Genomic DNA, 21,852 nt, shown 5'->3' with positions numbered 1-21,852 from the left:
ACGGCTCCTGTCGAGCTGCCCCAGATCCGGGGCAGCGAGGTCGGCGGGCAGTCGCGCGACCCGCGTCTCGGAGCCGAGATCGGGCGGCTCAGAGCTGAGATCGGGCGGCCCGGACGGGTGTCGGGCAGGCCTGGAACGCACGCCCGGCGGGCCTGGAACACAGGGCCCGGCGGGCCTGGAATACACGCCCGGCGGGCCTGGAACGCAGGTCGGGCGGGCCGTGAGGAACGGCCCGCCCGACTGATGTGCTTCCGGCTTACTTCGTGACGGTGACCGTGAACGGTCGGGACACCGTCGCCTTCGAGCGGGACCCGGACAGCGTCACGCTGGTGACCCCGGGCTCCGTCGCGTCCGGGACGCCGACGGTCCCGCCGGCGACGATGCCGTCACCGTTCGCGCGTACCGTGCCGACACGACGGCCGTCGCCGAGGCTGACCGTGATCTCCTCGTTCGGCGCGAAGCCGGAGCCGTCGACCGTGATCGACGTGCCGCGCGGCGCGGACGGCGTGGGCAACGACAGGCGCGGCTGGTAGGCCGGGTCCGTCGAGCCCACGGTCACCTGCACGGTTGCCGTCGCCGGCGTACCGGAGGACGCGCCGGTGGCGCGTACGGCGTACCGCCCCGGTGGCGTGTCCCCGGAGGTCGCGACGGTCGCGCGGACCGTGCCCGTCGCGGACGCCGAGACCGTCACCTCGCGGGTCGTGCCGGCCGCGAGGCCCACCGTCACCCGCTCGCCGGCGGCGAACCCGCTGCCGACGACCGTGACCGCGTCCCCAGCGGCGACCGACTGCGTGCCGGACACCGCGAGGGTGGTGGCCGCCCCGGCCCGCCGGACGGTCACGGTGAAGCTCGCGGTGCTGCTGGACACCGTGTCCCACGCGGTGACGCGCACCGTGTAGGCGCCCGCACGGGCGTAGGTGTGCCGGCCGCTCAGCGCGCCGTCCGCACCGATCGTGGCGTCGTCCGGAACCGTGCCGTCACCCCACTGGACGCGGGCGTGGTAGCCGGTCGGGTCGGGAAGACCGCCGGTCACCGATCCGAGGTTCGCCGTGAGGACCTGCCCGGCGTCGACGCTCTGGTCGCCCGGGGCGGCGGTCACCAGCGCGGCGGCCGGCGTGCCGTCGTCGGCGACGGCGAACACGTGGATCCGGCCCGCCGAGCGCGGGTCGCCGGTCTGCGTCGGCAGGGTCACCGAGACCAGCGTCCTACCCGCCGGGATCTGGTACGGCGTGGTGGCGAACAGGAACGGCTGGGCGCCGTCGCGGCTCGTGCCACTGAGCCGGTACGCGGACTTCGCGACGACGATGTTGCCGTAGGACGGCGTCCCGTTGGCGTTGCCGCCCAGCGTCCAGTCACTGAACTGGATCGGAATGCTCGCGGTGCTGCCGTCGCTGAACGTCGCCGTGCCGGTCGTTGCCTGGTTGCCCTGCGTACCGGCACCGATGAACGAGATGCTCTTGGCGTCGGCCGGCAGGCGCAGCGCGATCGTCGCGCCGTTGCCGGTGGCGTTGTCCGGCTGCCCGGCCGGGACCTGCGGCAGGGTGAAGCCCAGCGCGGTGCCCGGCACCTGGTGCCGCTGCCCCTGGGTCACGCCGGCCGCCGCGAGGGCCGCCCGCGAGTACGCCCACGACTTCGCGTCGCAGTCCGCCGCGAGGGTGCCCTCGTCGCCGACACACACGCTGTCGAACGCCGCGGTGAGGCCGGAGTTCGCCGCGTACGCGACGTCGACGCCGACCGTCACCGAGCCCTGACCGACGCCGTCGGTCACCGTGACGCTCGCCTGGTGGTAGCCCGGCGTGGCGTAGGTGTGCTCGCCGCTGACGCGGTAGACCTCCCGGGAACTCAGCGTCAGGGTGCCCTCGGTGGCCGGTGACCCGTCACCCCAGTCGATCGTGGCCCGGTAGTCGTCGGCGACGCCACCGGTGACCGTGGCCAGGGCCACCGTGGCGGGCGCGCCGGAGCGGGCGTGCACGCCATCGGTGGCGGTCACCGTGATGTCACCGCCGCCCAGGTCGAGGTCGCCCCCGGCGAGCAGCTCGATCTCGGCGAGGGTCGGCTGGGCCGCGCCGACCGTCTTCGTCACGACGAGGCGGAACTGGGAGTACCGTCCGGGCTTGTCGATCCGGAACGGCCGGGTCTGGTTGCGCCAGCGGAACACCTCGCCCGCCCGCGCGTCCAGCGTGCTCCAGGTCAGGCCGTCGGTGGAGCCCTGCAACCGCCAGTCCGCCGGGTCGCCCACGGTCGCGCCGGAGGTGATGGTGTAGTAGGTCGGCTTCTGCCGTCCGCCACGGCTCGTCCAGCCGATCTGCGGCGTGCCCGACGACGTCGTCAGCTGGGTGGTGGACGAGTCGTCGAACAGCGTCGACGCGTCCGGACCGCCGCTGACGGTGGCGGTGCCGAGGCCCGGCCCGGTGACGTCCTGCAACGGCTGCGGTACGGCGTCGCCCCTGGTCAGCGACGGGGGTGTGGCGTCGCGACCGGTGCCCCACGACGACGGGTTCGGTCCCATCTGGAAGTCGATGGTTCCGCCCCTGGCGAGCGCGGACACCTCGACGGAGACGTCGCGCTGCTTCTTGCCGTTGACCTTCACGCTCTGCACGTACACGTTGCGGTTGTTGTTGTTCGCGGCGTTGACCACGATGTCGCCGGTCGGGCGGTGGACGGTCATCCGGGTGAACTGCGGCGAGCCGATCGCCCAGTGGGTCGACCCGGCCTGCAACGGGTAGATGCCCAGCGAGCTGAGGACGTACCAGGCCGACATCTCGCCGTTGTCCTCGTCGCCCAGGTAGCCCTGACCGATCTCGCTGCCCACGTAGAGACGCCGCAGGATCTCGCGCACGGCCGCCTGGGTCTTCGCCGGAGCGCCGGCGACGTCGTACAGGTACGGGATGTGGTGCGACGGCTGGTTGCTCATGCCGAGCTGTCCCATCCGCACCGCGCGGGCCTCGATCATCTCGTGGATGACGCCGCCGTAGCCGCCGGGGTGGTCGGCGTTCTCGGGCGTCGCGAAGAAGGTGTCGAGCTTGTCCCGCAGCGCCTTCTGCCCGCCGTACAGGTTGATCAGGCCCTGGGGGTCCTGCTGTGCGGTGAACGCGAAGTTCCAGCCGTTGGTCTCGGTGTAGACGCCACCCCAGTCCAGCGGGTCACCGGCGAGGAACGTGCCGGCCGCGTCGCGGCCCTGGAAGAGCTTCGTCTTGGCGTCGAAGAGGTGGACGTAGTTGCGGGCCCGCTCCAGGAAGTACCGGGACTCCTCCTTGAGTTGGTCGCGCCGCGACTTCGGCGTGGCCGGGTCCTTGGCGAGCGCGGCGGCCATGTTGCCGATGCCGTAGTCGTTGATGTACCCCTCCAACGCCCACGACACCGACTCGCCGGTGCTGGTCGGCGTGTAGCCGAGGAACAGCGACGTCTCGATGCCCTTGCGGCCGACCGCGCCGCGTCCGGACGCGACGGTCGCGTCCTTCACGGCCGCGTCGTACGCCGCGAGCGGGTCGGGCAGCTTGACCCCGGTGAGGTACGCCTGCGCCAAGGCCACGTTCGCGCTGGTGCCGGTCATCAGGTCGGCGTAGCCGGGCGACGACCAGCGGGCGATCCAGCCGCCGTCGCGGTAGTGCTGGACGAACCCGTCCGAGATCTTCGCGGCGACGTCCGGGTAGAGCAGCGAGTACGCGGGCCACACCGTGCGGTAGGTGTCCCAGAACCCGTTGTTGACGTAGATCTGCCCGTCGACGATCTTCGCGCCGGTCCGGGTGGCGGTCGACGTGCCGGTCGGCGCGGACACCGGGCTGGCGTACTGCCAGTGGGGGGCGGCGGCGGTGCCGGTGTTCTCCGACTGCGAGTTCGGGTAGAGGTTCAGCCGGTACAGGTTCGAGTACATGGTGACGAGCTGCGTCTCGGTCGCGCCCCGCAGCTCGACCCGGCCGAGGCGGTCCTTCCAGGCGGCGGTGGCGGCGTCGCGGATCGCGTCGAAGGTCCGGCCGGTCACCTCCAGGTCGAGGTTGCGACGGGCCTGCTCGACGGAGAGGAACGAGGTCGCGATCCGCATCGTCACCTGACGATTCGCCGAGACGTCGAAGGTCGCGGACGTCGCCGTGACGGCTGCCGGCGCGCGGTCGAACTCACCGGACACGAACATCCGGCTACGTCCGGCCGAGAGGCCGCTTCCGTTGTCGACCCAGCCGGTGAACGTGCTGTCGGTACCGAGGGTGAAGGTGCCCTTGGCGAAGACGAGACTTCCGGTCGACGGTCCCGGCCCGAAGGTGAACCGCATGATGCCGGCGTGGTCGGTCGGCGTCATCTCGGCGACCAGGCCGTTCTGTAGCGCGACCCGGTAGAGGTCCGGCCGTGCGGTCTCGTCGTCGTGCCGGAAGGCCAGCGCCCGACTGGCGGGTGCTCCGGTGAGGGGGCCGTCGCCGGCCACCGGCATCACCGACATCTGGTTGCGGTCGCCCATCCAGGGGCTGGGCTCGTGGGAGATCGCGAGGCCCTGCAAGGTGGGCAGGTTGGCGGCGTTGTTGGCGCGGTGGTAGTCGTACTCCCAGGAGTCCGAGGTCGCGTCGGTCACCGGGGTGAAGAAGTTGAACCCGTTGGGTACGGCGGTGATCGGCAGGTTGTTGCCGCGCGAGAACCCGCCCGTGGAGTTGGTGCCGCGGCGGGTGTCGACGTAGTTCGTCAGCCGGGAGCCGTCGATCGTCGCCGGGTTCGGAGTCAGTTCGACGTCGTCGAGCCACCCCTGGAAGAGGGTCTCCTCGGTGGCCTGCGGGTCGTCGTACGCCAGCAGGACGCGGTCGATCGTCTTGCCGCGCGCGACGGCGCCGACGTCGGCGCTGACAGCGTTCCACTGGTCGGCGAAGAGCACCTTCGAGGCGCCCTGCCCGGCCGGGGTCAGCGGGTTGCCGTGCTGGTCGACGGCCGAGCGTCCACTGAGGTAGCTGCCGTCGGTGAAGTGCAGGTCGACCGAGGCGTAGGTGGACGGGTAGCGGGCGTCCTGGCCGGTGAACTCGGGGAAGATCCGGTACGACAGGCGGGTGTTCGGCCCGACCGGGATGTCGACGTCGAACAGCTTGTTCGTCGCGTACGAGCGGCCACCGGTCTGGGCGCCACCGTAGTAGCGCAGCGCGGCCAGCCCGGTGAAGCCGACGCCCGGCTTCGTCGTGTAACCGCCGGCCGGGCCGGGGCCGATCTCGGTGACCATGGGCGTGGCCGGCGGTCGGACGTCCGAGCCGTCGCTGATGTCCCAGCTGGCGAGCTGGGTGAGAGTGTCGCCGGAGTTCGCGGAGACCACCAGCCGGTACCAGCCGTAGGCCGTCGTGTTGGTGACGCCGTACCTGTTGGTGGCGAACCGCTTGGCGAAACCCTGCTTCGTCTGGCGGTCCAGGTCGACCCAGGCGCTGCCGTCGGTGGACCCCTGGAGGGTGAAGTCGCGGGGGTCGCGGCCCGGCTCGTCGTCTGCCGAGGTCAGCGCGTACCGCTTGACGACCGCCGGCTTGGCCAGTTGGTACGTCACCCACGCGGTCGATTCGAACGCCAGCCACTTGGTCGACGGCTTCCCGTCGGCGAGGTTCGCCGCGATCTCGTTCGGCGGGTTCTGGGCGCTCGCGGTGACGGCCTCGACCTGGCCGAGCAGGCTGCCGGGCAGGTTCGCGTCGCTCGACCCGCTGAGGTTGCCCTGCACGGGCCGACCGGAGCGGTCGACCTCGACGGTGCTCGGGGCGGGCTGCGGGTCGGCCGATTCGAACGAGGAACGGAAGGCGCCCGGTGGCGGGGCGCTCGGCGCGGCGCTGGCCAGCGGCGCGGCGACGACCATCCCCAGGGGAAGCAGGACGGCGGTTGTCGCCACGGCTATCCGCAGGGAGACGGCGCGCGTACGGGGGAGATACGGCATGGGGGCGGGACCTTTCGACTCGATCCGGTCGAGTACGTCGAGCGTCTGGGTGGCAGTGGAGGGTGGACCGGCTCTGACATCGTTGTCATCGGGCGTGCCTGACAAGCGAGGGCAGATCCGGTGGATGTTGGCCAGATGTTTCCGGGCAACCAACGGCCTGTCAATGGGTTGATCGCCGCGAAACGCGCCCAGCGCTTCCAGTTCGTAAGGAAGGGCACCTTCCTATACACGAGGCGTTAGGAAGGTGCCCTTCCTTACTCGGCCTTGGCGAGGCGCAGGTGGACTCGCGGCCGCTCAGCGACCGCCCGCCGCCAGCTCGGCCAGCATTCCCTCGCAGCTACGCACGACCACCTCGGCACCGCGCCGCTGGGTCAGTGGGAGCAGCGGATCCTCCGCCCGGTCCCGCCACCGCCACTGGGCGTCGGCGGCGGTCTCCCAGAGCCGTTGGGTGGTCGCCTCGTGCTCGACACCGAGCCGGGCGGCCAGGGAGACGCCCTCGCCGCCGACCAGCCGCCGCGCCTCGGCGGCCAACTCGGCGTCGAAACCGAGACGGGCGTTGCGCAACGCCACCAGCAGGCGCAACTCACGGAACTCGTGCGCGCCCGCCAGGATCTGCTCGATCGCGCCGACCAACTCGTCGCTGCCCCGGACCGGCTCGGCCCGCACCAGGGACTCCACCGCGGCCAGCGCCGAGCGCGCCTTGAGCGCGTCGCGCCGATCGACGAAACAACGGGTCATCGACTCGCGCAGCTCGGTGAGGCCGCTGCGCCGGATCAGCTCGGCCGACATCGCCACCCGGGTGTCGAACCCACCGCGGACCAACGTCGTGGCCAGCCGGATACCGAAGAGGCCGAACCGGTCCAGCAGGCCCGCGCGCACCTCGGGATCGAGGCGCACCGGAAGGTCGCCACGGACGAAGCGATCGGCGGAGAGCAGGTGGGGCTCCAACCCGGCGCGGGGCACCCCGGCCAGCGTCGCCAGCGCGGCGAATTCGGACTCGCTGAGCAGCCGACCCGCGAGGCCGACAGCTCCACTGCACGCCACCACGTTGACGGCCAACGCGCCCACCCGGGGATCGCGGTGGTGCCGACGGGCCAACTGTCGGGCGGTGAGCAGCCCGTCGATCCGGCCACCGCCGACCTCGTCCGCCCGGGACAACACCATGATCACGTTGACCGGGGCGGCCTGCCCGACGGCACTGTCCCGACCGGACTCCAACACCCGCAGATCGCTGTCGCGGCCGTCCCGGGTCAGGAACAACACCGCGTCCGCGTCGGCCAGCACCCGGTCCAGCACCGGCGCGTGCCCCTGCTCGTCGACCGTGCTGAGCGCCGGGGTGTCGACGAGCGTCACCTGCCGCAGCGCCCGCGTCGGCCACCGCACCACGATGTCGCGTACCTCCCCGGCACGCCAGCCGAGATCCACCCGCATGCCGGTCGCCGACTTGACCACCGTCAGCTCCTGCGGAGGCTGCCCCACCGGGTAGGCGGTGGCGCCCGGCGACGCGCCGTCCTCGTACCAGGTGAACGCGCCGTCGGCGCCCTCGACCGGCGCGACCTCCTCCCCCATCAGCGCGTTGAGCACCGTCGACTTGCCCGCACGCCACGGCCCGGCGACCGCGATCCGCAGCGGCTGCTCCAACCGCGCGATCTGGTGCCGCAACCGCCCGACCGCCCGCGCGTCGTGCTGGTAGACCTCCAGCGCCTGGTGCAGCAGCCCCCAGGCCGCCTCGTCCAACCGCACCCCGACAGTCATGCCCCGGGCTCCAACAGCACCGGGGTCGACCGGGCGGCGGTCAGGTGCTGGGACTGCTCGTAGAGCGCGGCGAGGCGGGTCATCTTCGACCGGATCTCCCGCTGCCGCTGCTCGCGCAGGGCGACGTCGGTGTCGGCCTCCTGCTTCGCGCTGCGGAACGACTGCACGATGGCCTCCTGCAACTCCTCGGTCAGACCCGTGAAGTGGTCGCGCAGCATCCGTTGCACCTGCCGGGTGGCGTCCCGGCAGTCCCGGACCATCCGGACGAAGAACTCGTCGACATGCCGCTGGATGGCCGTCTTCACGGTCGCCTGCCGGCGGCGCAACATCTGCTTGCTCTCGTCGCGGATGCTCTTGCCGCCGAAGAGGGCGCCGATGCCGACCGAGACCGGGTTGATCATCGGCATCCCGGCCAGGGTGGTCGCGAGGCCGAACATCAGCATGCCGCCGTACGAGCCCTTCATGCCGGTGAACAGCTTCTGACCCGTCGTGAACCGGTCGATCCGCGGCCGTTCCAGGTCCGGCAGCCGGTCGCCGAGATCCTCCGGCATCGTCATCGACCAGGGCGGCAGCACGTCGTAGCCGTACCGGTTGAAGTGGGCGGCCACCCGGCGGGCGATCCAGTCGCAGCGCTGGACCAGCCACTCGTGGTTGGCCTCCGCGGCCTCGACCAGGCTGCGTGACAGCCACTCGTCGAAGGTGTCCCAGGCGACGAGCGGGTCGGCCTCATCGAACGCCTCGTCGACCGCCCGCAGGATCTGGCGCGTCCGGTCCCGCAGGTCGTACTCGATGTCGGAGAGCAGGTCGGCCATCTCGTCGTTGAGGGTGTTCTGCCAGCGGGTCGAGCAGCGCCGCAGCTCGTCGACCTCCCGCTGGGCCGCGTGCAGCCGCGAGATCGGCCCGGACTGCTCCGCCGCCTCCTGCGTCGCCAACTCGGCGCGCAGCGGCGCGGCCAGTTGCTCCACCACCGTACGGGCCACCGCCTGCACCGACGCCCGCGCCAGGTGGTCGGCCTTGCCGGCCAGGTCCCGTTGCAGGCGGGCGATCAGCGCCGGAAAGCCGGACTCGGCGTTGAGACCACGGTCGTCGGCCGCCGCCGCGCGCAGCCGCAGCGTCGCCGACACCGGGATCAGCGGCGCCGCGACGCCGGCATCGGCGAGGTGTTGCCGGTTGCGCTCGGCGACCGTCCGCCAGTCCGCCACCAGGTCGGTCTTGCTCTGCACCACGACCACGTTCGGTTGCGAGCGCATGACGTGCAGCAGCATGTTCAGCTCGGCCACCGAGAGCTCCCTCGTGGAGTCGGAGACCAGCAGCACGGCGTCCGCGCGGGTCGAGGCGGCCACCTCCACGGCCGCGCCGAGCGCGGTGACCTCGTCGGTACCCGGAGTGTCCACCAGCACGAGTCCGGCGGCGAGCAGCGCCCGGGGCAGGCCGACCTCGACGTACGCCGGACCGCCCCCCGGCCGACGCCCGACCGCGCCGGACACGCCGGCCGCGACCTGGTCGAGCGCCAGGGAGGTCCGCTCGGCGAGCGTCACCGCCGGCCCTCCCGCGGGTCGTCCGGCCGACGCCTGGACCATCGTGGCGCAGGCGGATTCGGCGTGCTGCACCACGGTCGGCAGGACCGTGGTGCGACCGTCCCCGACCGGGCAGGCCGGCGCGTTGATGATCGCGTTGATGAGCTGACTCTTGCCCTGGTTCGGCTCGCCGACGACCAGGACCCGCAACGTCGGTTCGAGCAGTTGGGCACGCTTCTGCCGGACCGTCTGCAGCAGATCGCCGCGACCGTGTGTCGTACACGTCCGGGCGATCTCGTCCAGTACATCCAGCCAGATCCCCGCCATCACCGCACCAAGTGTGCGGATTTCGGCTTAATTAGCAAGAGGTGTCGGAGAGGAAACCGGGAAGGGCCGGGCCGCTCGACGCGACCCGACCCCCCGCTTCCGACGGAAAATCCCGTCAGAGCAGACCGCCGGTGATGCCCAGCAACCCGTGGTCCGACGAGGCGGGCCCCCCGTCGTGCGAGTCGCCGGTCACACCGTCGGTGAGCCCACCCGTCACGTCGCCGACCGTGCCGGTGACCCCGGGAAGGAGACTGTCCACGTGGTGCGTGACACCGCCCACCACGGACGGAACGTCCACCGGCGGCACCACGCCGCCGACGGCGCCCTCGCCGAGGCCCAGGCCACCCAGGGTGTCGTGGACACCGAGGGAGCCGACGATGCCGTCGACCTGACCGTGCACGCCGGAGAGGACGCCACCGGTCACGTCGCCGCCGAGCACCGGGTCGGTGACGCCGAGCACGCCGGTCGGGTCGCCGACCGTGCCGGTCGCGCCGCCGAGCACCGGGTCGACGATCCCGTCGACGGGCTGCACCACGTCCGCGTCGAGCGTGTGCGCCACGTCGGACACCCCGGTCAGGTCGGTGTCGAGGCCGCTCGGCCCGACACCCAGGCCGACACCCGGCAGCACGCTCACCCCGGCGGCGACGGTCGACGGGTCGACCGCGATGGCGCCGAGCACACCGGCCTTGACGTCCACACCAGACGGCGAGCTGGTGACGCTGATCTGCTGCGCCACGCTCTGCAACTGACCGACCACGTCGGTGGCGTCGGTCACCAGCGGGTCGAAGCCGAGCTGCCCGACCACCGGGGCCAGCGGCGCGAGGCCCTGCCCCGGCGCGTAGTCGACCACCAGCGGCACCACGTCCTGCACGTCGGCGGCGGTGATGTCGCTGAGCCCCGCGGCGTGCAGCGCGCCCTCCGGGTCGAGGTCGAACGCCGACCGCGCGTCGGGGTTGGTCAGCAGGTCGAGCACGAAGTCGTGGAGGGTCTGTTGCGAGTCCATGTGCCGGTTCTCCTCGGATTGGCATCGGCGACCGTCGTTCGTCGAGAGGAACGCTATGGCGGGGGGCGGCCCCGGACATCGGGGCTGCGCCCGCAATCGATCACGCCGCGTTAGGGCGTTCGCCGGCTCCCCCGTTAGGGGGACTGGGGGAAACCGTCCCGGTCAGATTAGGGTGCCGACCACGCAGTGATCTCTGGTACGAACGTAGGGGCCCGCGGGTTTCGCCGGGGGTGGGTCGCCGGACAGCGCCGACGCCATCGCCATCAGCCGGCCACTCGCGGAAAGAGAAGAGACGGATGCCGTACGTCCTGGGGATAGACATCGGAAGCACCAACACCGCCGCCGCCGTCGCTCGGCGCGACGGCCGGACCTGGACGCGTCCGGAGGCTGTCCCGCTGAACGCCGGCTCGCCGCTCGTACCGTCGGTGCTGCACCTGGCCGAGGACGGCGCGCTGCACATCGGCGGGCCCGCGACCGACGACGGCAGTCGCACCAGCAGGGATTTCGTCCGCCGGATCGGTGACGACGTGCCCCTGCTGCTCGGTGGCGAGGCGTGCGCGCCGCAGACCCTCACGGCGGAGTTGGCGGCCTGGGTGGTGGAGCAGGCGCACGCCGCGGAAGGCGGCCCGGCCGAGGCGGTGGTGCTCAGTCACCCGGCCGGCTGGCGGCCGTACCGCCGGGAGCTGCTGCGCCGGGCGCTCGTCGACCTCGGGCTGCGCACGGTGACGCTGCTCCCCCGTACGGTCACGGTCGCGGAGAGTCACGCGGCGCGTGGCTTCGCGGGCACCACGGCGGCCGTTTACGCGTTGGGCGGCGCCAGCTTCGAGGCGGCCCTGGTCCGGCGCACCCCGCACGGCACCTACGAGAGCTTCGGCACGCCCCAGGGTCTCGACCCGATCGGCGGGGCCGACTTCGACGAGCTGCTGGCCAGCCACGTCCGTACCGTGCTGTCCCGGGAGCTGGCCGCCATCGGGCGGCGGGACCACCACGCCGCCCTGCGCGGCCTGCCGGCCGAGTGCGACCGGGTCAAGCGGGCGCTGACCGTCGAGCCGGCCGCCGACGTGGTGTTGAGCCTGCCGACCGGTCCGGCACGCATACCGGTGACCCGCGCGCAGTTCGAGGCGATGATCCGCCCCACCGTGCAGGCCACCGTGGACCTCCTGCTGCGCACCGTGCAGGGCGCCGGCCTGACGCCGACACAGCTCGACGGCGTCCTGTTGGCCGGCGGCTCGACCCGCATCCCGCTGGTCACCGAGCTGATCAGCACGGCGCTCGGTGTGCCGGTCGAGGTCGAGCCGGACGCGCAGCTCACCGCCGCCACCGGAGCGGCGAGCGCCGCCTGCCAGGTGGTGTCACCCCGGCCGCGCCCTCGACCCCCGGCCCCGGTCCGCGATCCGGCGCCGGTCCCGGGTGAGGGCCGGGCGAGCCTCCCGGCCCTGCGGCGACCCCGGGACCACGCCACCGATCCGGGCGAACCGCCACCCCGACCGCCGGTCCGGATCCTCCCCCTCGACCTGCCGAAGGCGTCCCGCCTGGCACTGACGCTCAGCCGGGGACGCGAAGGATGACCACAATGATCATGAATAACCTCGTCGACTCCCGACTGGTGCTGGGCCGGGCGTCCAGGGCCCTGTTGGACCGGGTCGCCGACGATCCGGTCGCGCCGCTCACCGTCGGCCTGGCCGGCCCCGCCGGGCACGGCAAGACCGCCCTGCTCGCCGAGCTGACGAACATCCAGCAACGGGCCGGCGTCACCGTGCGCACGGGTGTTCCCGGGCCCGGCAAGCCCGTCGACCCGGACGACCTGATCCTGGTCGACGACGCGCACCTGCTCGACGACGAACGGATCGGCGTGCTGCTGCGCCTGGTCGCCACCCGCCGGCACCGGCTGGTCGTCGCCCACCGCCCCTGGCCCCGGTCGGCAGCCCTCACCGAGCTGGTCGACACGCTGCGCCGCGACGGGCAGGCCGTGCTGCTCGGGCCGTTCACCCGGGAGCAGACCGGGGCCTGCGTCGCCGCCGTCCCCGAGTTGACCCAGCGCGCCGAGCTTGTCGACTTCGTACACGCGCAGACCGGTGGCGTCCCCCGCGACGTCGAGCGGCTCACCCGCGGCCTGCGCGCGGCACCGAGCCTGACCACCGCCCCGACCGAGCCGCCCCGACCCGTCGTCCTCGAGTTCGCGCCGGAGCTGGAGATCCAGCCCGCCCCCGTACGACGACTGTTGCTCGCGGTCGCGGCCGGCGTACCGCTGCCGGTGGCCATGCTCGGCCCGCTCCTGGATCAGGAGCCGGAGGCGGTGGACGAGCTGATCGCCACGACCCGGGCGGCCGGGCTGATCGGCGCGGACGGCCGGCTCACCCCGCTGGTCCGCCGGGCCGTCACCACGCTCAGCCCGGCCACCGAGCGCAGCGCCGTCTGGCGTCGCCTCACCGAGTTGCAGCTCGCCCGGGGTGGTCCGGTGCTACCGCTGGTCCGCTCGCTGCTCGCGGTGGGCGTCCTCGGCGACTGTCCGGCCCCGACGCTCGCCGCGGCGGCCCAGGAGGCGCTTGCCGACCAGCCGGCCTTCGCCGCCGAGCTGTTCGCCGCCGCCACCGCGGCCGGGCACCCGACCGGCGCCCGCCAGGCTCTCGCGGCCGCGCTCGCCGGTGACCTCGACGACGCGCTGCGCCTGGCGGACCGGCTGCTGACCACCGCCGACCCGGCGGTCCGCGCCGAGGCGGCCGCGGTGGCGGCGACCGCGCTGGCGCACCGGGGCCACGCCGGCCGCAGCGTCGAGCTGTACCGGTGGTCGGGCACCGCCTCGTCGGTGGCGTTCGCCGCCGTGGGCGGGTTCGCCATCGGCGACCTGACCGCCGACGGGCCGCGCGTGGACGAGCCCGCCGGCGCACCGCCCACCCTGCACGCCAGCGCCGCCCGGCTGATGGCCGACGGAGTACGCGAGGGCGTCACCGGCACGCCGAGCGCGGCGCTCTCCGCGCTCGTGCAGTCCGCCGCCCTGCTGGAACCGGACGGTCGGGCGGCCCTCCTGCCGGACAGTCCGGCGGCGCTGGCCGCGCTGACCGCCGTGCACTGTGGCGAGCTGGACATCGCCGAGCGGGTCCTGCACCGCGCGGAGGCCGGCGGTGTCGGCGGACCGCTGATGGCCCGCCGGCATCGGCTGTTGCAGGCCTGGATCCTGATGGTTCGAGGTCAGACGCTCGCCGCCGCCGAGCGCCTCGCCACGGTCACCGCCGACGAACGCCCGTTGGAATCCCGCGACCTGCTCTTCGCCGCCGCGCTGCGGATGGGCATCGCCCGGCGCACCAGCGACCTCGGCGCGCTCAAGCGGGGGTGGGGCCAGGCGCTGGAGGCGGTGGTCCGCCACGGGGTCGACCTGTTCACGCTGCTGCCGCTGGGCGAACTGGCCATCGCGGGCGCGCGGCTCGGTGACGTGGCCCGGTTGGCGCCCTACCTACGGGAGGGCGCCACCCTGCTCGACCGACTCGACACACCGACGCTGTGGAGCGTCCCGCTGCACTGGAGCGGCCTGCACGCCGCCATCCTGACCGGCGAGCCGACGGCCGCCGACGACCACGTCGCCGCCCTGCTCGCCGCCGCCGAGCACAGCCGCTACGCCGGTGTGGTCGCCGCGGCCGCCGAGAGCTGGGTCGAGGTGCTACGGGGTGTGGTCGACCCGGTACGGGTCGAGGCCGCCGCCCGGGGCCTGCACGACACCGGACTGTGTTGGGACGGCGCCCGCCTCGCCGGTCAGGCCGCGATCCGCACCGCGGACCGACGGGCGATGACCACCCTGCTCGAGTGCGCCCGGGTGCTCCAGGGTCGGCCGGCCGGCGCGACCGGTGGGCAGCGCCCGAGCGACGGCGCGACCGCCACGCCGGCCGCCACCGCGGCCGGCCCCACCCAGCAAGGGCTGAGCGACCGCGAGTACGAGGTGGCCGAGCTGGTGCTCGCCGGGCTGACCTACCGGGAGATCGGTGACCGGCTCTTCATCTCGGCCAAGACCGTGGAGCACCACGTGGCGCGCATGCGCAACCGGCTGCACTGCGCCAATCGGGCGGAGCTGCTGGCGTTGCTGCGGACCATGGTCGCCGACCGGGCCAGCGACGCCGCCGGGCAGCCGTGGCCGCAGCGGTCGGCCCGATGAGCCGGCGCACCCGGCGGAGCGCCACGTGACGCGCGCACGACGACCTGGGGTCCGGCTCGTCGCGACGGCGGCGGTGCTGCTCGCGTTGTGGTCGTACGCAGCCTGTCTGACCGGCCAGGACGCCCTCGACCTGCTGCGGGTGCGGGCCCTGGCCGACACCCTGGGCCAGCCCATCGACCGGCTGGTCCTGAGCCTGCAGACCGAGCGCCGGGCGACCGCCGAGACGCTGGCCGACGCCGCGCCCGCAGGGGCCACGCTGGCCGGGGCGCGGGCGGCGACCGACGTGGCAGCGGCGCAGGTCCGGGCGTTCGGAGACGGACACGACCTGCGCCTGCTCAGCGCGGGGGCGGTCCGCGACCGGGCCGAGACCCTGGTCCGGAGGCTGAACGGGCTGGGGGCGATCCGGTCCCGGGTGGACGACGGGCAGCTCGACCAGGCGGGCGCGGTCGACGGGTACGACCAGCTCGTCGACGCCGCCTTCGACGTGTACGGACCGGAGTGGGGCGCGCACGAGAGCAGGCTGGCGGTCGACACCCGCGCGGTGATCGCGCTGGCCCGTGCCCGTGAGCTGCTGGCCCGGGAGGACACCCTGGTCACGGCGGCCGTCCTGAGCGGTCGACTGGGCGTCGAGGAGCGCCGCCGGCTGGTCGAGCTGGTGGCCGTCCAGCGGTACGCCCGGGCCGAGGCGACGGCCGGCCTGCCGGGCGACGGCCAGGGCGCGTACCAGCGACTCGTGGCGGGACCCGAGTTCGCGGGCCTGCTCGCCGTGGAGGACACGCTGCTGCGCACGGACCGGGTCGACGCGCTGCGTGGGGTCAGCGCGCAGAAGTGGCGCGCGGCGGCGGACGCCGCCCTCGGCGCGCTGCACGAGCTGGTGACGACGACCGCCCGCGCGAGCGTCGAACGGGCCACACCCGGCGCCGCGGTGATCGTGGGGCGGACCGGCGTGGTGGTGGGTCTCGGGCTGATCGCCGTAATCGCGGTGCTGTTGGGCTGGGCCAGGGCCGTACGCCGCGGGCCCGAGCACGAGACGCCGCCGGGCGCCGACGAGCCTCGGTCGGAACCGCCGACCGCACCCGTCGACCGGCTGCCGCCGGTTGCCGAGAACGGCGGCGATCAGCAGGGTGGCGGGCCGGCGCGGGAACGTCACGCGGCCGACCTGTTGCTGGGGATCACCCGGCGCAACCAGGTTCTGCTGCGCGACCAGCTCGACCTGCTCGACGCGATGCAGCGGCGGGAGCAGGACGCCGCGGAGGCCGACGAGCTGTTCCAGCTCGACCATCTCACCACCCGTATCCGCCGCAACGTGGAAAAGGTGATCACCCTCGCCGGGGCGCGGCCCGCGCGCCGCTGGCGACGCCCGGTCCCCCTGCTCGACGTGACGCGCGGCGCGGTCGCCGAGGTGCCGGAGTACCACCGGGTCCTGGTGGCGCCGCACTGGCCGTGGTCGCTCGCCGGCCCCGCCGTCACGGACGTCGTGCACCTGCTGGCCGAGCTGATCGAGAACGCTCTGACCTTCTCGACGACCGACACCACGGTCCGGGTCACCGGCGAGCACCGGCCACACGGCTGCGCGATCGTGGTGGTCGACGACGGTCCCGGCCTCGACGCCACCGCGCTCGACGAGGCGAACCGTCTGCTCGCCAGCCCGCCGAACGACCCGCCGAGCGACGCCGGAGGGTTGTACGCGGTCGCCCTGCTGGCCGCCCGGTGCGGTGCCCGGGTCGTCCTGCGGCCCAGCCGACGCGGCGGGACGGCTGCCATCGTGCACCTGCCGGCCGAGCTGGTCACCGTGACCGGCGGCCCGGACGCGACGTCGCCGGGGCCCGCGTACCGGCCGCTGCCCGGAGCGGTCGAGGTGCCGGACGCGAGGCCGACGGGCAGCGCCGACGGGCTGCCGATGCGGATCCGCCAATCCGGGGCGCCCGTGCCCGGCCCCGGCAACGCCGGCCCCGAGACCGTCGAGCTGCCGATCACGAGAACAACGAGGAGACATCGATGACGCACGCAGTGGTCACCGAGGACAGCCTGACCGGCGCGCTGGACCGCCTGGTGGACCGGGTACGCGGTGCGGAGTTCGCCGTGGTGCTCTCCCCGGACGGGCTCCCGCTCGGCGGTTCCCGGCAGGTGCAGGCGAAGCTGGCCGAAGAGATCTCCGGGATCGTCGCCGGCCTGTTGGCGCTGGGACTGGCCGCCACCCGGACGTGCGACGCGGGCGGGCTGCGCCAGATCGTGGTGCAGATGTCGCGGGCGTTCCTCTTCGTCGCCACCATCTCGAACGGGACCATCCTGACCGTGCGGATCTCCGGCGACGAGGTCGAGGTGGGCGACATGGCGTACGAGGTCGCGCTCTTCGTCGGGCAGGCCGAACGGCACCTGCCGATCCGCCTGGAGACCGCCGCCGCGGCGAGGAGCGGAGATTCTGGTGCCCAGCGCCGGCTCAGCTGACGAGGCGTGGTACGACGACGACGCCGGCCCGGTCGCCCGTCCGTACACGATGACCGGTGGGCGTACGACGTCCGAGCGCGGCCGATTCGACCTGATCTCGCTGGTCGTCGCGCGGCGGTCGGCGACGTCGCCCACGTCGCTCTTCCCCGAACAGGCGCGGATCGTCGAGCTGTGTCACCATCCAGTGTCGGTGGCTGAGGTCAGCGCCGAGCTGGATCTGCCCCTCGGCACCGTTCGGGTCCTCCTCGGTGACCTGCTGGGGGCGGGGTTGGTCGAGACGCACGAACCGCCGTCGCTGTCGGATCTGCCGTCGCAGGAGCTGCTCGAGTCGATACTCGTCGGGCTGCGCGCCCTGTGACCGCTCGGGTGCCACCGCGACCGAGCGGTCGCGGGCGGGCGTCCGGCGACGAAGTGAAGGGGAGACAGGCAGTGCCGGCAACACCGCCGCAGCCACGGCGTACTGTGGCGATCATTCTGCTGGACCGGATCGTGGCCGCTGCCGCAGCCGCACGGCGGGTGGTCACCGGCCGGGCCGACGTGTCGCGGGCCACCTGGGTCGCCGTATTCGCGGCGCTCGGGGTGGTGGTGGCGACGGTGGTCTCGATCGTCAGTGTGGTGCGTACCCCGGAGCGGCTCGCGCCGGTGACCCTGGACGCGCCCCCGTCGGTGGACCAGTTGGGCACGCCGGGCCCCGGTACGCCCCGGGGGCAGGCACAGCCGGCCGCCACCAGCCCGACCACCGTGGGGTCGCCCTCGGCCAGCGCCGCGCCGCCACCCGTCGAGCCGCCGTCCAGCGCGCCGGCCGTGACCCCCTCGTCGGCCTCCCCGACCCCGGCCGCCCTCGCCGCCGACTTCGTCGTCGAGGACAACGCGCTGCTCAGCTACGGCGCGACCGTGACGATCAGCAATCCGGGGCCGGTGCCGGCGACGCGGTGGACGCTGACCATCACGCTGCCCCGGGAGTCGCTGCGGGTCAGCGCGGTCGAGGGCGCGCGGGCCACCCAGGACGGCGCGGTGTGGACGTTCGTGCCGGACGGCAGCGTGGGGCAGGTGCCGGGCAGCGCCTCGACGCGGGTGACCTTCCGGGTCAACGGCGCGGTGGTCGGCGCGACGCCGACGGCGTGCACGATCGACGGGGTCGCCTGCGGCGGCCTGTCGAGCTGAGCCCCGGCCGCCGAGTCGGTCCCGACGGCGGCCCGGACGCGGTGGCGAGCATCGCTCATGCTGAAGGGGTGATTCGCTTCGTCCTGAACGTCCTGTGGCTCATCTTCGGCGGTGGCCTCGTGCTGGCGATCGGCTACGGCTTCGCCGCGCTGATCTGCTTCCTGCTGATCGTCACCATTCCGTTCGGCGTCGCCGCGCTGCGCCTCGCCGTCTACTCGCTGTGGCCCTTCGGCCGCACGCTGGTGCCCAAACCGGGCGCGGGCGTCGGCTCCGGGCTGGCGAACGTGCTCTGGGTGGTGCTGGCCGGTTGGTGGCTGGCCCTGTCCCACATCCTCGCCGGCATCGCGCTCTGCGTGACGATCATCGGGATCCCCTTCGGCATCGCCAACTTCAAGCTCGTCCCGGCCGCCTTCTGGCCGCTGGGCCGGGAGGTCGTCGAAGCGCCGTGACACGTCGACGGGTCGCCCGTTTCCGAGGCGGGCGACCCGGTCGGGGCCGACGCCGTCGATAGTGGACAATCCGGTTCACCCCGACGGACCCCTCGATAGGAGCCTGGCATGGCCGGCCCGGACGCCGAACTCACCGCGACGCTTCAGCCCGACGTGCCGCACGCGGCACGGATCTGGAACTACTGGATGGGCGGCAAGGACAACTTCCAGTCCGACCGGGCGGCCGGTGACGCGGTCGCCGAGGTCTACCCGGAGATCGTCCTGATGGCGCAGCAGTCCCGCCGCTTCCTGGTCCGGGCGGTCCGGTACCTGGCCGCCGAGGCCGGCATCCGGCAGTTCCTGGACATCGGCACCGGCCTGCCGACCATGCAGAACACCCACGCGGTCGCCCAGGGCATCACGCCGGACGCGCGGGTCGTCTACGTCGACAACGACCCGATGGTCCTCGTGCACGCCCGCGCGCTGCTGGCCAGCACGACCGTCCAGGGTGTCACGACGTACGTGCCGGCCGACTACCACGACCCGGAGGCCATCCTCGCCGAGGCGGCGCGGACGCTCGACTTCGACCAGCCGATCGCCGTCATGTTCATGGGCGTGCTGGGGTACGAGCCGGACCTGGAGGTGGTGCGCTCGATCGTCGGGCGGACGATGGACGCGACGGCGTCCGGCAGCCACCTGGTGCTCTGGGACGGCACCAACACCAGCCCGCAGGTGGTCTCCGGGGCGCAGCGGCTGGCCGAGAACGGCGGTGTCCCGTACATCCTGCGCAGCCCGGCGGATCTCGCCGGCTGCTTCGCCGGGTTGACGCTGGTGGAGCCCGGTCTCGTGCCGATCCCGCTGTGGCGTCCGGACGAGGCCGACGCCCGGGGGATCGACGCCTACGGCGCGGTGGCCCGCAAGCCCTGACGCGACGCCGACCCCCGGGTACGTCGCCCGGATCAGCGCGCGCAGGTCAGCGTCAGCCCGGCCGGCGGCGCGCTGGCCGTCGCGAGCAGACCGAACGTCGTCGACCCGTCCGGCGCCAGCGTTCCGTTGTACGGTGCGTTGCGCACCACCACGTCAGCGCCGGCCGGGTCGACGACACCGCCCCACACCGCCTGGATCCGCTCGTCGCCGGCCCAGCGCCAGGAGACGCGCCACTGGTCCAACGGCTGCGTGCCGACGTTGCGGACCGTCACGGTGGCGACGAATCCGGTGCCCCAGCGCGAGTCGATGGTGGCGGTCGCCCGGCAGGACGTCAGCGCGGCGGTCCGGCCGCTCCCCCCGTAGTAGGGCTCCCACCGGCCCTCGGAGTCGCGGAACCCGAACCAGTACTCGGTGTCGGGGGTCAGCCGGTCGAAGGTGACGGTGCCGTCACGCTCGGCGGAGACCAACTCGGCCACCGGGTTCCGCCACGCGTAGGCGTCCTCGCGGCTGGCGAAGAGTCCGACGGTGATCGGCGGCCGGTAGCCGCACGGCGGGCTGAGCGCGATGAAGTAGACGACGGTCAGGCTGGTGGTGGTGGCCGCGGACACCCGACCACCGATGGGCAGTGCCGGCGGGCAGACCGGGGTGGGTGTCGGCGCCGCCGTGACCGACGCCGTGGGTGTCGGCGCCGCCTGGGCGACGCCGGTGGTCGCGGCCCAGCCGGTCGTGGCGGTGGTCAGGGCGATGGTCGTGAGAGCCAGGAAGATGCGACGCATCCGTACCTCCGAGAAGCCGTCGCCGTCGCGGCCACGGATGGGCAGCCGACCGTACGGGTCCGGACCTGCGCGGCGGCCGCCCGACGGCGATCGGCATGCGGCCGCTGACGGGGACTGCCCGCGCGCGGGTGGTGGGGCCACCTCGCGCGTCCCCGACTCCGGAGCAGAGATCGACCACGCCGGCTCCCGAGCGCGGCCGAACCACAGCATCGCATTCGACGGTTGTCGATACAAGCGGGGTGTCGCGAGCCCGTCGGACGCCCGCCGCCTGCCCGTCGCCGCGAGGACACGCGCCGGGCCCCCGGATCGACGATCATCCATAGTGGTATGTCACTTCGACGCGGGAGCACACACCATGCGCGACAGGAGCAACACGAACCGGCGGGTGACGAGGGCACTGACGGCGGCGGCCACCGTGGCAGCGCTGACGCTGGCCCCCCTCACGACGCCGTCACCCGCAGCCGCCGCTCCCAGCCGGGCCGACCTGGCCCTGCGCTGGGCGCCCATCCACTACCAGGACGTCGACGCCACCGGCACCCACGCCCTGGGCGGCCGGAGTGACTACGTCACCGCCGTGGACTTCGACGGCGACCTGAACGGGCGCAACAACTGGGACCGCACCGGGGCGTCCGGCACGTCGCTCGCCGCGCACGTGTACTACTCCGTCGTGGAGACGAGCACGCACTGGTACATCACGTACCTGTTCTTCCACCCCCGGGACTGGACCGACCACCCGTTCTTCGAGACCGAGCACGAGAACGACGGCGAGGGCGTCCTCTTCGCGATCGAGCGGGACGGCTCCACGTACGGCGTCCTGCGCGGGGCGGTCACCGTCGCGCACAGCGACTTCTACTCGTACACCCCGGCCGGCAGCAGCTGGACCAGCGGCCGGGAGAGCGTCGACGGCACCCTGCAGTTCCAGTCCTCGCCGCACGACTCCTTCACCCACCCGGTCACCGCCCAGGAGGCGCAGGGCCACGGACTGAAGGCGTACCCGCAGTACGCCATCAACGGCGACGGCCTGGTCTACTACCCGTCCACGGTGGCCGAGACGCCGGAGAACGGCGACGACCGGGACGTCCGTTACCAGCTCATCGACATCTTCGCCGCCGGCGGCCTGTGGGCGCAGCGGACGAACGCGAATCTCTTCGCCAGCCTGGGCACCTTCGCCGGCGACACCTCCGGCGACTGCGGCGTCGGCACCTGGAGCTGCTCGTCGAACTCCGCGAACGCCCCCTGGGGCTGGGACGACGGCAACGACGTACCCGCCCGTGGCGAGTTGGCGAGTGACCCGGCGAAGCTGTCCGCCGATTACTTCACCGTCCCGGCCGGGTTGGCGCGCAGCTACAGCTACAACCCGTACGCCACTGCCGCCAAGGCACTGGCTGAGGCGGCCCGCACGGCACCGCCGACCGTCGACTGACCCGATCCGCGCAGGTGCGCGGCCGACCCGTTCGGCCGCGCACCCACGCCCACCGGCGG

Annotated in this window: 14 protein-coding genes; 9 read left to right on the top strand and 5 right to left on the bottom strand. The window is 73.3% G+C overall.

The features are described from left to right. Positions 1-256 precede the first annotated feature (256 nt). The 4 genes from AB0I89_RS06585 to AB0I89_RS06570 form a co-directional block, all read right to left on the bottom strand. Positions 257-5,881 (bottom strand): GH92 family glycosyl hydrolase, encoded by a 5,625-nt coding sequence (locus AB0I89_RS06585; protein ID WP_357121251.1) that lies wholly within the window; start codon positions 5,879-5,881, stop codon positions 257-259. A 294-nt stretch (positions 5,882-6,175) separates the two neighbouring features. Then, complete coding sequence (locus tag AB0I89_RS06580) at positions 6,176-7,636, bottom strand: GTP-binding protein (protein ID WP_357121248.1); 1,461 nt, start codon at positions 7,634-7,636, stop codon at positions 6,176-6,178. Then, positions 7,633-9,480 (bottom strand): dynamin family protein, encoded by a 1,848-nt coding sequence (locus AB0I89_RS06575; RefSeq protein WP_357122157.1) that lies wholly within the window; start codon positions 9,478-9,480, stop codon positions 7,633-7,635. Before AB0I89_RS06575 ends, AB0I89_RS06580 begins: the two co-directional genes overlap by 4 nt. Positions 9,481-9,595: 115 nt before the next feature. Continuing rightward, positions 9,596-10,483 carry an IniB N-terminal domain-containing protein gene (locus tag AB0I89_RS06570; RefSeq protein ID WP_357121244.1) on the bottom strand — a complete coding sequence of 296 codons (888 nt, stop codon included), beginning with the start codon at positions 10,481-10,483 and terminating at the stop codon, positions 9,596-9,598. 296 nt (positions 10,484-10,779) lie between these two features. On the opposite strand from AB0I89_RS06570, the gene AB0I89_RS06565 reads away from it, so the two are divergent. The 8 genes from AB0I89_RS06565 (at position 10,780) to AB0I89_RS06530 (ending at position 19,594) form a co-directional block, all read left to right on the top strand. Further along, positions 10,780-12,051 carry an Hsp70 family protein gene (locus AB0I89_RS06565; RefSeq protein ID WP_357121241.1) on the top strand — a complete coding sequence of 424 codons (1,272 nt, stop codon included), beginning with the start codon at positions 10,780-10,782 and terminating at the stop codon, positions 12,049-12,051. 5 nt (positions 12,052-12,056) lie between these two features. After that, positions 12,057-14,627, top strand: a complete 2,571-nt coding sequence (locus AB0I89_RS06560) for a LuxR C-terminal-related transcriptional regulator (protein ID WP_357121238.1) — start codon at positions 12,057-12,059, stop codon at positions 14,625-14,627. Positions 14,628-14,652: 25 nt separating this feature from the next. Next, positions 14,653-16,629: a nitrate- and nitrite sensing domain-containing protein gene (locus AB0I89_RS06555; protein ID WP_357121235.1), complete on the top strand. Its 1,977-nt coding sequence runs from the start codon at positions 14,653-14,655 to the stop codon at positions 16,627-16,629. After that, positions 16,626-17,075 (top strand): roadblock/LC7 domain-containing protein, encoded by a 450-nt coding sequence (locus AB0I89_RS06550; RefSeq protein ID WP_357121231.1) that lies wholly within the window; start codon positions 16,626-16,628, stop codon positions 17,073-17,075. The genes AB0I89_RS06555 and AB0I89_RS06550 overlap by 4 nt, the downstream gene beginning before the upstream one ends. Then, a complete protein-coding gene (locus AB0I89_RS06545) occupies positions 17,053-17,433 on the top strand; it encodes a DUF742 domain-containing protein (RefSeq protein ID WP_357121228.1) in 381 nt (126 codons plus the stop codon). The genes AB0I89_RS06550 and AB0I89_RS06545 overlap by 23 nt, the downstream gene beginning before the upstream one ends. Before the next feature lie 104 nt (positions 17,434-17,537). Then, complete coding sequence (locus AB0I89_RS06540) at positions 17,538-18,239, top strand: cellulose binding domain-containing protein (protein WP_357121225.1); 702 nt, start codon at positions 17,538-17,540, stop codon at positions 18,237-18,239. 68 nt (positions 18,240-18,307) lie between these two features. Continuing rightward, positions 18,308-18,688 carry a YccF domain-containing protein gene (locus tag AB0I89_RS06535; protein ID WP_357121222.1) on the top strand — a complete coding sequence of 127 codons (381 nt, stop codon included), beginning with the start codon at positions 18,308-18,310 and terminating at the stop codon, positions 18,686-18,688. A 108-nt stretch (positions 18,689-18,796) separates the two neighbouring features. After that, the gene (locus AB0I89_RS06530; RefSeq protein WP_357121219.1) at positions 18,797-19,594 is read left to right on the top strand and encodes an SAM-dependent methyltransferase; all 798 of its coding nucleotides are present in this window, start codon (positions 18,797-18,799) and stop codon (positions 19,592-19,594) included. A gap of 32 nt (positions 19,595-19,626) precedes the next feature. On the opposite strand, the gene AB0I89_RS06525 is transcribed toward AB0I89_RS06530, so the two are convergent. Then, the gene (locus AB0I89_RS06525) at positions 19,627-20,370 is read right to left on the bottom strand and encodes a cellulose binding domain-containing protein (protein ID WP_357121215.1); all 744 of its coding nucleotides are present in this window, start codon (positions 20,368-20,370) and stop codon (positions 19,627-19,629) included. Between the two features lie 355 nt (positions 20,371-20,725). Between AB0I89_RS06525 and AB0I89_RS06520 the strand changes: the two genes are divergently transcribed. Further along, complete coding sequence (locus AB0I89_RS06520) at positions 20,726-21,793, top strand: hypothetical protein (RefSeq protein WP_357121212.1); 1,068 nt, start codon at positions 20,726-20,728, stop codon at positions 21,791-21,793. Positions 21,794-21,852 lie beyond the last annotated feature (59 nt).

It is taken from the genome of Micromonospora sp. NPDC049801, from assembly GCF_040656575.1.
Taxonomy (GTDB): Bacteria; Actinomycetota; Actinomycetes; order Mycobacteriales; family Micromonosporaceae; genus Micromonospora.
Note: the sequence above shows the minus strand (reverse complement) of the source record. Positions and strands in the feature narration are given on the sequence as shown.

Excerpts from the sequence above, each read along its gene's own strand:
- AB0I89_RS06550 (WP_357121231.1), top strand. The coding sequence starts at position 16,626 with ATGACGCACGCAGTGGTCACCGAGGACAGCCTGACCGGCGCGCTGGAC.
- AB0I89_RS06525 (WP_357121215.1), bottom strand. The coding sequence starts at position 20,370 with ATGCGTCGCATCTTCCTGGCTCTCACGACCATCGCCCTGACCACCGCC.
- AB0I89_RS06575 (WP_357122157.1), bottom strand. The coding sequence starts at position 9,480 with ATGGCGGGGATCTGGCTGGATGTACTGGACGAGATCGCCCGGACGTGT.
- AB0I89_RS06580 (WP_357121248.1), bottom strand. The coding sequence starts at position 7,636 with ATGACTGTCGGGGTGCGGTTGGACGAGGCGGCCTGGGGGCTGCTGCAC.
- AB0I89_RS06585 (WP_357121251.1), bottom strand. The coding sequence starts at position 5,881 with ATGCCGTATCTCCCCCGTACGCGCGCCGTCTCCCTGCGGATAGCCGTG.
- AB0I89_RS06520 (WP_357121212.1), top strand. The coding sequence starts at position 20,726 with ATGCGCGACAGGAGCAACACGAACCGGCGGGTGACGAGGGCACTGACG.
- AB0I89_RS06570 (WP_357121244.1), bottom strand. The coding sequence starts at position 10,483 with ATGGACTCGCAACAGACCCTCCACGACTTCGTGCTCGACCTGCTGACC.
- AB0I89_RS06560 (WP_357121238.1), top strand. The coding sequence starts at position 12,057 with ATGATCATGAATAACCTCGTCGACTCCCGACTGGTGCTGGGCCGGGCG.
- AB0I89_RS06530 (WP_357121219.1), top strand. The coding sequence starts at position 18,797 with ATGGCCGGCCCGGACGCCGAACTCACCGCGACGCTTCAGCCCGACGTG.
- AB0I89_RS06565 (WP_357121241.1), top strand. The coding sequence starts at position 10,780 with ATGCCGTACGTCCTGGGGATAGACATCGGAAGCACCAACACCGCCGCC.